Origin of the sequence: Pseudomonas jilinensis (genome assembly GCF_003586265.1) — a bacterium.
Lineage (GTDB): Bacteria > Pseudomonadota > Gammaproteobacteria > Pseudomonadales > Pseudomonadaceae > Halopseudomonas > Halopseudomonas phragmitis.
Map to the genome: position 1 here is coordinate 207,746 of NZ_QJSA01000007.1, position 12,376 is coordinate 220,121.

General features: G+C 54.1%; 6 protein-coding genes. All 6 read left to right on the top strand.

Annotated features, from left to right (window positions below; all coding sequences use genetic code 11):
• Window positions 1-11 precede the first annotated feature (11 nt).
• Window positions 12-4,976 (top strand): Eco57I restriction-modification methylase domain-containing protein, encoded by a 4,965-nt coding sequence (locus C2846_RS09755; RefSeq protein ID WP_119701347.1) that lies wholly within the window; start codon window positions 12-14, stop codon window positions 4,974-4,976.
• On the top strand, window positions 4,973-7,453 hold the full coding sequence (locus C2846_RS09760) for a dynamin family protein (protein WP_119701348.1): 2,481 nt from the start codon (window positions 4,973-4,975) through the stop codon (window positions 7,451-7,453). The genes C2846_RS09755 and C2846_RS09760 overlap by 4 nt, the downstream gene beginning before the upstream one ends.
• A gap of 8 nt (window positions 7,454-7,461) precedes the next feature.
• Window positions 7,462-8,391 carry a diguanylate cyclase regulator RdcB family protein gene (locus C2846_RS09765; protein ID WP_119701349.1) on the top strand — a complete coding sequence of 310 codons (930 nt, stop codon included), beginning with the start codon at window positions 7,462-7,464 and terminating at the stop codon, window positions 8,389-8,391.
• A complete protein-coding gene (locus C2846_RS09770) occupies window positions 8,375-9,412 on the top strand; it encodes a patatin-like phospholipase family protein (RefSeq protein WP_119701350.1) in 1,038 nt (345 codons plus the stop codon). Before C2846_RS09765 ends, C2846_RS09770 begins: the two co-directional genes overlap by 17 nt.
• 138 nt (window positions 9,413-9,550) lie before the next feature.
• On the top strand, window positions 9,551-11,023 hold the full coding sequence (locus C2846_RS09775) for an ATP-binding protein (RefSeq protein WP_205890154.1): 1,473 nt from the start codon (window positions 9,551-9,553) through the stop codon (window positions 11,021-11,023).
• Between the two features lie 25 nt (window positions 11,024-11,048).
• Window positions 11,049-12,374: a DEAD/DEAH box helicase gene (locus C2846_RS09780; RefSeq protein WP_119701352.1), complete on the top strand. Its 1,326-nt coding sequence runs from the start codon at window positions 11,049-11,051 to the stop codon at window positions 12,372-12,374.
• The last annotated feature ends 2 nt before the right edge of the window (window positions 12,375-12,376 follow it).

The following is a 12,376-nucleotide window of genomic DNA, read 5'->3' on the forward strand; positions in this document are numbered from 1 at the left end:
AGGAACACCCCATGGCCGTACACGACAGCGTCGCCACCTTTATCGGACTGACCAACGACAACGAGTTCTTCAGCGCCCACTACCTGGCCGAAGTGTTTCAGGGTGACTTTGCCGACATCATCAAGGACTGGGAGGCGCGTGAAGACGCTGCCAAAGCACAGGGTCAGGCTTACACCACGCCGCACCGCGCCCTGCGCAACCTCAACCAGAGCTACTTCGCCCTGCGCCACAAGCTCAAAAGCGAGCGCAGCGTCGCCGAGCGTATCCGCCTTCAGCGCGAGTTCTACAAAGACCTTCTCGGCACACTCGGCATCCCCTGGCAGCCACAAAACCGCGCTATTGCCCCCAACACCGAACTGCCGGTGCTCAGCGCCATAGGCGACCAGCTTTGGGTGCTCGGCGCACTGGATGCCAACAACGAAGGCGAAGACCCGCTATCGCTGCGCCTGCACAGTAACCAGTTCTTCGGCCCCGGCCCGCACCACGACAAACTGAAAAATACCGACTGGTACAGCATCCTCAACGAGGCGCTATTCCGTCAGGTAGCCGCCCATAACGACAACCCGCCGCGCTGGGTGCTGCTGCTGTCCGACCGTCAGGGCATCCTTATCGACCGCTACAAGTGGTCACAGAACCGCATGCTGCGTTTTGACTGGGAAGAGATTCTCGGCCGCCGCGACGACAACACCCTCAAGGCCACCGCCGTGCTGCTGCACCGCGACAGTCTGGCGCCAACCGAAGGCCAATGCCGCCTCGACAGCCTGGACGAAAACAGCCACAAGCATGCCTTTGCAGTGTCCGACGACCTCAAGTACGCCCTGCGCCAGGCCATTGAACTGCTCGGCAACGAAGCCGCCGCGCAGCTGATTGAGCTGGCCCGCGAGCGCAAGGAGGGCATTTTTACCGGCAGCAACGCCCTGGATGCCGAACAGCTGTCCAGGGAATGCCTGCGCTATATGTACCGCCTGCTGTTCCTGTTTTATATCGAAGCGCGGCCAGAGCTGGGCTACCTGCCCAGCAGCGATGAAACCTGGCGCATGGGTTACAGCCTCGACAGCCTGCGCGATCTGGAAAGCGTACGGCTGACCACCGAAGACAGCCGCCGCGGGCACTACTTCCACCACAGCCTGCAACGCATGTTCGCGCTGATTTATCAGGGCCACAGCGGCAATCGCCAGGCCGACCAGCTGCACGCCAGCACCACCAACGCCTTCTCCCTGCAAGGGCTCGACAGTCACCTGTTCGACCCGGCCAGCACCCCGCTGCTGAACCGCGTCACCTTCAGCAACGACACCTTGCAGCAGGTGATCCAGAGCATGTCGCTGACCCGCCCGCAAAAGGGCAAACGCCGCCGTGGCCGCGTCAGCTACACCCAGCTGGGTATCAACCAGCTCGGTGCCGTGTACGAAGCCCTGCTCAGCTACCGAGGCTTTTTCGCCAGCGAAGACCTGTACGAGGTCGCCCCCAAGGGCCAGAACATCAACCCGGACGATCTGGACACCGGCTACTTCGTCACCCAAAGCCAGCTCGACGAATTCGACGATAAAGAACGCGTCTACGACCTGATCGACGGCAAAAAAAGCCTGCGCGTCCACCCCAAGGGCAAATTCATCTACCGCATGGCCGGTCGCGACCGCGAAAAGTCCGCCAGTTACTACACCCCGGAAGTGCTGACCAAAAGCCTGGTCAAATACACCCTCAAAGAACGCCTGGGTGATGATGTCAGCGCCGACGACATCCTCAACCTGACCATCTGCGAACCCGCCATGGGCAGCGCGGCCTTCTTGAACGAAGCGGTCAACCAGCTCAGTGAGGCCTACCTCACCCGCAAACAGCAGGAACTCGGCCAGCGTATCCCCCACGAAGACTACCAGCGGGAACTGCAGCGGGTAAAAATGCACATTGCCGACCACAACGTATTCGGCGTCGACCTCAACCCCATCGCCGTCGAGCTGGCCGAAGTCTCCCTCTGGCTCAACGCCCTGTCCGGCGGCCACCATGTACCCTGGTTCGGCTACCAGCTGTTCACCGGCAACAGCCTGATCGGCGCCCGCCGCGAGGTCTTCCCCGCCAGCGCCCTGAAAAAGCAGCACAAGGACAGCCTCTGGTTTAACCAGGCCCCGCGCCGTTTAACCCCGCACAGCCTGCTTGAACCCGCAGGCGAGGGTGCCCGGCGCAGCAACGAGGTCTATCACTTCCTGCTGCCCGACCCCGGCATGTGCGACTACAACGACAAGGTCGCCAAACAACTGCGCCCGGATGCCTTCAAAGCCATCAAGGACTGGAAAAAGACCTTCTGCGCGCCGCTCGAAGAGCAGGAAATCCGCACCCTGCAAAGCCTCAGCGACGCCGTGGACCGCCTCTGGCGCGAACACACGCACATGCTCGAACAGCACCGCCGGCGCACCGAAGACAGCTATGCCCTGTGGGGCCAGCCACACATGGCCGAACACCTCACCAGCACCCATGCCAAGGACCAGCTGCGCAGCACCGGCATCTTCAACACCAACGCCCGCATCGCCTCGCCCTACCGCCGCCTGAAACTGGCCATGGACTACTGGTGCGCCCTGTGGTTCTGGCCGCTGGACAAAGTCGAGCAACTGCCCGACCGCCAGAAATGGCTGTTCGACCTCAATACCCTCCTCAACAGCGCCGGCACCTTCGAATTCGCCCCGGCGCAATCCCCCCTCTCCCTTGAAGGGAGAGGGGTCGGGGGAGAGGGTGACGACGACCTCTTCGCCAAACCCATCAACGACCTGTTCGCCGCCGACGACCCCCAGCAAAGCCTGCGCGCCGAAACCCGCGCCGCCCGCGAGGTCAGCACCCAGCAGGGCGAACTCAACCTGGAAAAGCTGTTCAGAAACCCCTTCTTCAACACCCTGGCCATTGCCAACGAACTGGGCGAACACTTCCGCTTTTTCCACTGGGAACTGGCCTTCGCCGACATCTTTGCCAAGCGCGGCGGCTTCGACATCACTCTGGGCAACCCACCCTGGCGCAAGGTGGAATGGCAGGAAGGCGGCGTGCTGGGTGACTATAACCCGCGCTTTGTGCTGCACAAACTCAGCGCCAAGCAGCTGACCGATGAGCGCGAAGCCGCCTTTGAGCGCAGCCCGCAGCTGCAGCAGGCTTGGTTTGCCGAACTGGCGGAAGCGGAAGGTTCGCAGGCGTTTTTGAACGCCACCCAGAATTACCCGCAGCTCGCGGGGCAAAAGGCCAACTTGTACCGATGCTTTCTGCCTCGCGGTTGGACGAATGTGAATGGCCAGGGAGTCTGTGGCTTTCTACACCCGGAAGGCATATACGATGACCCTAAGGGTGGAGAGTTCCGCCGAGAACTATATCTTCGTCTAAATAGCCACTTTCAATTCCAAAATCAGCGGATACTGTTCCCAATTGCGCATCGCGCGAAGTTCAGTATCAATGTGTACGGTCCAATCTGTGCAACGCCAAGCTTTCACAACATGGCGAATCTCTTCGTCCCCCAGACCATAGATGCCTCCTTTACACATGATGGTCGCGGGCTGGTGGGTGGTATCAAAGACGAAGAAACTGGTCACTGGAACCAAAGTGGTCACTTAGACCGCATAATCGATATTGGTGAGGAAGAATTGGCGCTTTTTGCCCAACTCTATGACGAGTCCGGAACTAGTCCGCTGGAGGCCCGGTTGCCAGCAATCCACTCAAAACAGTTGCTGGAAGTTATGGGCAAATTTGCCAAATGCAGTGTTCGGTTAGGTGATTTACAGGGACAGTACTTTGCCACAATTATGTTTGACGAAACAGCTGCTCAAAAGGATGGAACTACGCAGCGGAAAACATTATTTCCCAAATCTTCGGGGCAATTGATACTCTCTGGCCCCCATTTTTTTGTTGGCAGCCCGCTTTATAAAACTCCGCGAACGGTATGTACAGAGAAAGGCCACTACGACATCCTCGACCTGCAAACCCTGCCGGACGACTACCTGCCGCGCACCAACTACATCCCCGCCTGCGACCCTGCCACCTACCGCGACCGTACCCCGCGCGTGCCTTGGGTGGAAGAGGGCGAGCACCGGAAGGGATTGGTGACGGATTATTACCGTTTAGCGTTGAGAGCGATGATTAGTATCGGGGCGGAAAAGGGGCTAGTGCCCGCTGTGATACCGCCGGGTATCGGACATACCAACGGAGTTCGGACATACAGCTTCACCGATCAGGAATTGTTGATCTTGGTAGCTGGAGCCTGTTATTCGCTTGTTTACGATTTCATGATGAAATTGTCTGGGCGTACAAACCTTCACCAAAGTATTGAGGACTACGCTCTACCCGATAGTCTGCGCGGTGATAGTCGTTTGACTGTTCGAGTCCTTGGCCTATCCGCTTTAACTAGTTATTACGCTGATCTCTGGCAATCCAACTGGCAAGACAATTTCCGCCAACAATGCTGGGCCGCCACCCGCGTACCCATTGCCGCACTGCCACAGGACTTCTTCGCCAACCTCACCCCCGAGTGGCAACGCCACAACGCCCTGCGCACCGACTACGCCCGCCGCCAGGCCCTGGTAGAAATCGACGTCCTCGTCGCCCAGGCCCTCGGCCTCACGCTGGAAGAACTGCTCACCATCTACCGCGTCCAGTTCCCCGTCATGCGCCAGTACGAAGCCGACACCTGGTACGACCAGCGCGGCCGCATCGTCTTCACCCCCAGCAAAGGCCTGGTAGGCGTCGGCCTGCCCCGCAAGGCCCGCAACAGCGACCTCGCCGACGGCACCCACTACGCCATCGACACCCCCAACCACACCACCCAGGGCATCGCCCTGGGCTGGGAAGACATCCAGCACCTGACCGAAGGCACGGTCAGCAAAACCTTTACCGACGACACCCTCCCCGGCGGCCCCCGGGAAACCACCATCACCTACCACGCCCCCTTCTTCAAACCCGACAGGGAAGAGGATTACCGGGTGGCGTGGGACATATTTGAGGCGACACTATGATCTTATTGGCATTGCAAGAAGAAATTAAAACCCTGATTGAAAAGCAGCAAGGTCTGATGACCAGGCTGAAGGATGAAGAGGCTATTTGGAAGTCAGAAGCAACCGGTACTTCCTTTTCCCCTGCTGAACTGGATAAGCAAATTTCTGCGTTGGCCAGTGACAACGTAAAAGTCCAGGCCCTTGAGTCCACGATCGCGGTGATTGGGACCATGAAGGCGGGTAAGTCAACCACCATCAACGCGCTGATCGGTGAGGAGGTATTGCCGCACCGATTGACGGCCATGACCACTCTCCCAACACTTATCCGGCATAAGCCAGGGCAGAAAGAGCCGGTACTTAAGCTGCACAAGCTTGATGTTTTCAAGGCGCTGCTTGCCGAGGTAAATGCGCAAGCTGCAACCGTCGAAGAGCAGGGCGCTGACTTATCCAAAATAAATGAAGCCCTCGATACCATTAAAAATAGATCAGGTGACATCAGGGCTGAGTATGTTGGTAAAGATGAGATACATCAGGCCTTGTTTCTGATCAACGATACGTTGCGGCTTGCAGGGCATGATGGTTTCAACGTCAATCTTGATAACTACTTAACGCATTTTACTGATATACAAAGTCTACCAACGGTAGAAATCGAATTCCGTTGTTTGGCAGGAAGCCCTGAGGGGCGACATGCCGGCTCGCTGGCTTTGCTGGATACCCCTGGTCCTAATGAAGCCGGTCAAAGCACCGTTTTGAAAAGGATATTGTCGGAGCAAATTGAGAAAAATGCATCCATGGTGTTGCTGGTAATGAACTACACGCAACTAAACACTGAACAAGATTTGGATATCAGGAATCAGATCCGGGGCATTAAAGAGGTGTTCCGTGAGCGCTCATTTGTGGTGGTGAACCGGTTTGATGAGAAAAAGCATAACGACCTTGATGCAGATAGAACCAAAAAGCTGTCTAGTGACTTGTTGAATGATAGTGTCGATGATGATTTCATCACGCCCGATGAGGTATTTCCGGTTTCGTCTCATTACGCATTTATCGTCGAACGGGTAAATCAGCAAATTGATGAAGGTGTTCCGATATCGGCTTTTATAAAGGATGAGATAAATAAGGATTTTATCAAGGCGGCTTTTGGTGAGCTGGATGATGATGAGGCCGATGAGCTGACATACGAGCAAATCAAGGTTAAAAGTGATCGGTTGTACAAACGCTCGGGTTATGCTGTGTTTACCAGGAATATGCTCGAAAAAGCCTACACAAAAGCGGGTGAGAACAGTCTACAAGCAGCGCTGGCTAGGTTGAAAGAGAACTCTGGAAAAATCGACAGATTTACTGCTGTTGTGCGTGGTGGTCTTGCGCAAGAAATGGATGCACTTACCAACAGTATTGAGAGAACCCAAAAACTGGTTCAGTCCATTCAATTCATCTATAACAAGCTTGATGAGGTCAAGGGGGTTGGTATTGCTGAATATCGCGCCAATGCCCAGGCTACCTTGAAGCAGCATGTCGGCTCAGTTAAAGATCAAATTAGTGTGGAGTTTTCCAGAGAGCGCGCCAAGTTAATTGGTAAGCTTAAAAGTGAGGTGGACGAAAAGTCCACTCAAAAGGAACAGCAGCAGCGGCGTCATTGGTCTGGTGCGGCAAAAAAAGAGCTGTTAATTATTGAGAGTGATTTGAATAATTTGCACGCTCAGATAGAAAAGCACTCGCAAGGTGATGGTGTTCTTGAGTTTGGTAGCGATCGGAATGCCGCAGTGAAATTCGCTGAAAAAGCCAGTGCAGTTCTGAACTCTATTTTTATGTCAATGGTGAATTCCCTGCAGCAACAGTTAAATGAACTTGAAGATAATACTAAACATGAGATCCAGGTTCAGCTCTTTGGTCAGCTTGAACAGCTGTGTACGGACTACGAAGTCGAAATGCGGGGCAAAGGGTTTGAATTTAATGTGAGCCTCGCGGATAGTTTTAATCTGGATGTGCTGGGTGGAGGCGGTTTTAATTTAAAGCCATCAGATGCTGTCGAATCCTATAGCGAGACCGTTACACATTCATGGAAAAAGAAAGTCAAGAGAGAAGGTTGGCTGCACAAGACGTTAAAAGTCTTGAGCTTTGGGAAGAGAAGTGATTACGCTGAAGTGGTAGAAACAAGCACACAAGACGTTAAACGCTACAAAGTTGTTTTGAATGACTATGTTGAAGAAGCGCAGGCGCTTGCAGATGGCTTTTATGCAGATGTTGAAGCTCGTCTCGCCAAGCAGTTTGAGGATAAGCTTGTTCCGGCCGTTGATGAGGTTTTTGCCAAGGTGATTTCAGATGTAAAGGGGATTGAGGAGGCACTGGAAAATTCAAAAAAGCTCAAGGATGAAAGTGTCTCTATCATATCGAGGGTGAAGGAAATGATGGACACGGTAAAGAAGGATAATCTTGTCTGTTTAAAGCGAATTGAAATTGCCATTCGCGGGATTGATGCACTTAAATTTGGGAAGTAGAGGTGGTTATGAACGATATTGAATCTGCTTGCCTTGATGGTCTTTTACAAAAATATCCGCATCTTGAAGAAAAGGCTATTGTGGATTTTATCAATGGTTTGAGTGTGATGTCTGATCACATTGACGTCAAATCGCAAACGTCTGCCAAAGGCTTTTCTGCACGCTTTTTTGATAGGATTACAGGCCGCAGCAGAAAGCGTCAGGAGTTGATCGATACCAGTGTTGAGACTAGTTTTGTATTTATAAAGGATTACCTGGTAAATAACGAGGTACGCCTCGCAAGAAATGAAGTCTTTTTGCAGCAGGTGATGGATGGGGTTGCCTTGGTTTCAGCCAAGTTGCAAGAGATCGCTGGCGACACATCGCGCCTTCGCGACAATGTGCAGGCGTTGGCGGATAGATTGTCTGTTATGGAGCACTTCTTGGCGCATAAAATTGATGGCCTAGAATTACATAATAGAGCAATGGCGGAAAAATCACTTGCGCTTAGTATCTTTGAGTCGTGTGATGACCTGTTTACGCCTGAACAAAGTCTATGGATGTTGCTTACGCGCCTTAAATTCGGCGATTTCGGTTTGTGGGTTGCATCCAGGGACAAAGATCCTACGCATGGCAAGACCGTTGAAACAGTTTTGCAGTCCTTGAAAATGGACTGCATCAGAATTCTGTCGGCAAAAAACGGGCGTGGACCCGATGAACTGGTTGACCGTAAGACCCTATTTACTACGCTCAATGCTACTGATGAGATGCTGAGAGAGGCATTGTGTCTTGTCAGCGATAATCAGAGCAGTGAATTGGAGTCTGTGATTATGGCTGTCAATAGTGATTCTGTGCCTGAGATCGAGGCAGAAATGCCGTTCATATTCTCAAATGTCAGCATTGTTGAGGAAATGTCCTGTCTGCTGAGCTCAGGGGGGCAGCATGCTGCAATCAACTAAGCTAGGGCTGGTTCTCTCTGGAGGTGGCGCTAAAGGAGCTTTTCAGGCAGGTGTCTTGCGTTACCTCGCTGAACAGAATATTCAGCCTGATGCTGTTTCTGGCGCCAGTATTGGTTCGCTGAATGGTTCTGTTGTGGCTGGCTCAAGGAATGTTCAGGAGGCGGCAGAGACACTTGAAAAAGTATGGCATGAGGTTGCAGAGAACTCTCCGCTTAAGATGGATTTTGTTGCTTTACTTGCCTTCATGATGAGAATTGCTGCTGCCGCGTTAGGCGGCCCAATAGGGCGGAAAGCTGCAGCGTCAACACAGATTCTAGGAAGTGTGCTGCCGGAAAAGTATCACAAGTATATCGGTACTCCAGCTTTTTTTGATAATTCGCCCAGTGTCGATATCCTCAAGCGTTATGCGGGTTTAGATTCGAAGGATATGGCTCTGCCTTTTTGGGCCTCTGTGTATGAAAGTGACGGTATTATAAAAGATATTTCGCAATTCATTGCTTCTAGTCTGGATGTTTATAAGGAATCAAAAGCATCCAGTTTTATTCTAATAAATAATCTTTCTCCGGATGCTAAGTTGAAAGCATTGTTGGCCTCCTCGGCAATTCCTTTAGCCTACGAGGCGCAACGAATTGACGGGAAAAAGTTTTACGACGGTGGTATGGGCGGAGGCAGTAATTTTCAGGGCAATACACCCATAGTGCCCCTCATAGAAAATGAAAAATGTAGTCATATTATTGTGACCCATTTGCAAGATGGGACATTTTGGGATCGCAATAAATTTCCTAACACCAGCATTCTGGAAATTCGGCCTAGAGGAATATCCAAGGGCTCGCTAGATATGCTGAATTTTGAGCGCGGGGCCATTCTTGAATGGATGGAGCAGGGCTACCAGGACGCCAAGGCCAGCATAGAGCCTGTTGCCGAAGGCTTGGCTGCTTTCCGCCGTAGTCGCGAAACTCATGCAGCGTTGAGTGACTCTGCTTCCAATATGGCAGATGCATTGCAGTGGCTGAAAGATTGAAAGTGGCTTTCCCTTGTTGTCATTTGCCTTGGTCAATTGCCTTGCCCGTAGGGAGGTAGACCGAGATACACCGTTTCAATACCCTTTGCCCGCTGCTAGACTCGGCTAAGGTAAAAACTTTTATATTAGGTGGCCTGGGTGGCTCAAAGCGTTGAGTGGCGGTTCTATGGCAGGCATCTTGAGCTGGAGCAGATGCAGCGAATACTGGCGCGCAGGCGCTGGTTTTTTCTGCAGATTTCCGGTCGCCGGCGCATCGGCAAGACTGCACTCATCCAGCAGGCGCTGAAAGCACGAAGCCAGGACAAGACACTGTATATCCAGATCCCTGACTCTGATGCGGTCGGGGTGGTGGCAGCCTGCAATGGCTATCTGGAGACCTTCGGTCTGCCCCGGCGGGTGAAGAGCCTGGCGGATATTGCAACCTTGATTGAGGCGCTGGTGCGCCAGGGCTATGTGGTTGCTCTGGACGAGTTCCAGTACTTTCATCGCAAGCAGCTGAGTGATTTCTGCTCCTACCTGCAGGCTGCGGTGGACCGTCTGGCTGCTGCGCCGGTGCAGGAGGTTTCCGGCGGTTTGATTGTGCTGGGATCCTTGCATGCGGAAATGACTGCCCTGCTGGAGGACCGGGATGCCCCGCTATTCAACCGGACGACGGACACCATAGAGCTCTCCCACCTGGACGTGCGGTCCATTCTTGAAATCCTTGCGTCGCATGCAGATACCGATCCGGACAGATTGTTGTTTCTCTGGAATCTGTTTGAGGGGGTGCCGAAGTTTTACCGGGATGCCTATGAGCAAGGTGTGCTGTCGGCCTCACGCAGCGAGCTGCTGGCGCGGCTGTTCTTTGCCAGCTCGTCACCATTGCGCAACGAGGCGGACAACTGGTTCCTGCGGGAGCTGCGTGGGCGCTATGACATGGTGTTGCAGTATCTCTCGGCCCATCCCGGTTGCAGCAACGCCGATATCGAGGCGGCCTTGGCGGATATTTCGGGGCCGGGTGAGGTAAAGCAGATTGGCGGGTATCTGAAGGTGCTGGCTGAGCGCTACCAGATGATTGAGCGGCGTTTGCCGGTCTTTGCACGGGCCAAGGCGCGATCAGGGCGCTATTACATCAAGGACAACTTTCTGCGTGCCTGGTTGGGCGCCTTGCAGAAACCGGTGGCTGCGGCTGCATTTCGTCCGCTTGAGCAATTGATCAGTCAGGCGGATCAGCGTCTGTGCGAGGTGGAGGGGCATGCCCTGGAAGATCTGGTCGCACAGATTTACGAGGAGCACAGCCGACTTGGCATCGCTTCCTTTCCGTTGACTGAACGGGTGTCGGGGTATTGGGATCGGGCCGATGTTGAAATTGATCTGGTCGCCATCAACGAGGATGAGCGTCGTATCCGGTTCGCCAGTTGCAAGCGCAATGCTGACAAGTTGCCAGCTTCGATCGCCGCGTTGAAGCTTGCAGCGGGGCGGTTTCTGGCGGTGCAAAAACGATTTGCCGGCTGGACGGTGGAATATGCTGCTATTGCACCGACCATCCCGGATGAACTGAAGCGGCAGTTGGAGGCAGAGGGTGTGGTGGCCCAGAGCCTGTCGGATTTGATTGCGGTTTATCACAACTGAAACGGAATAACGGATAAGGATATTTATGATCCCCGGTTTGCTGGCCACTGAAGTTGCCGCCGCCCTGCGCGAGTTTATCGTCACCGGTTTTGAAACCGAGACCGCCCCCTTCGCCGGTGAGTTTCGACGGCTGGTTGAGGAGCAGCAGGCGGGTGAGGCCTTTATCAAGGGGCCTTATGTGTCCATTGGGCTGCCATTTCTCACTGGTTCTTCCGGCCGGGATTTTTTTCAGGGCTTTGAAACCGAACATCCGCCCTTTGCCCACCAGGAACAGGCCTGGCAGCGTCTGGCTTCTGACCGCCTGGCTGCCAATACACTGGTTGCCACCGGCACCGGCTCGGGCAAGACCGAGTGTTTCCTCTATCCGCTGCTGGATCATTGCCTGCGTGCACGCGGGGCTGGCATCAAGGCGATTGTTATCTACCCGATGAATGCGCTGGCCAGCGATCAGGCCAAACGTTTCGCCAGGGAAATTCATCGCCAGCCGGCGCTGAAGGGGCTGCGTGTTGGGTTGTTTGTCGGCGGGGATGCACTGGGTACCAAGGTGATGCTGGCCGATCAGGTGATCACCGACAAGGAAACCCTGCGCAACAATCCGCCGGATATCCTGCTGACCAACTACAAGATGCTCGATTACCTGTTGATGCGCCCGCAGGACCAGAAACTCTGGGCGCACAACGGTCCGGATACCCTGCGTTATCTGGTCGTCGATGAGTTGCATACCTTTGATGGTGCGCAGGGAACCGATCTGTCGCTGCTGATACGCCGGTTGCGCGCACGCTTTGACATGTCCCCCCGGCAGTTGGTGTGCGTCGGCACCTCTGCAACACTCGGCGGTGAGGACAGCATCAAAGGCTTGCTTGGCTATGCGGCGGATATTTTTTCTACGCCGTTTACCCGTGAGGCGGTGATTGCCGAGCAGCGTCAGTCTGATTCCGAGTTCCTCGACAATCTGGCTTTTCTTGGCCTTAACAGGAAAGTATCCCCGGATGATCTTTCACGTGCCCTGCAGGAAAGCTTGCAGGTTTATCTGCTGAAGGCCTACGAGCTGTTTTTCAGTCAGGAGCCGGCCAAACCGCTGGATTCCGATGAAGGCCGGATTCAGCTGGGCCGTGAACTCAGGCAGCACGGTCAACTGGCCAATCTGTTGCGACAGTTGAAATTGCTGCAGGGTACGCCGCGTTTTCGTGAGTTGTTGCAAAAACTTGCTTCGCAGATCCCGCCCCTGTTCCAGCGTCAGCCAGAGCAGGTTTTGATTGCTCTGTTGGCATTGTTGTCGCACGCCCGCAATGAAGTGGGCATGCCGCTGGTTCAGTTGCGCCTGCAGCTGTTGTCGACTCCCCCTGATTAGGT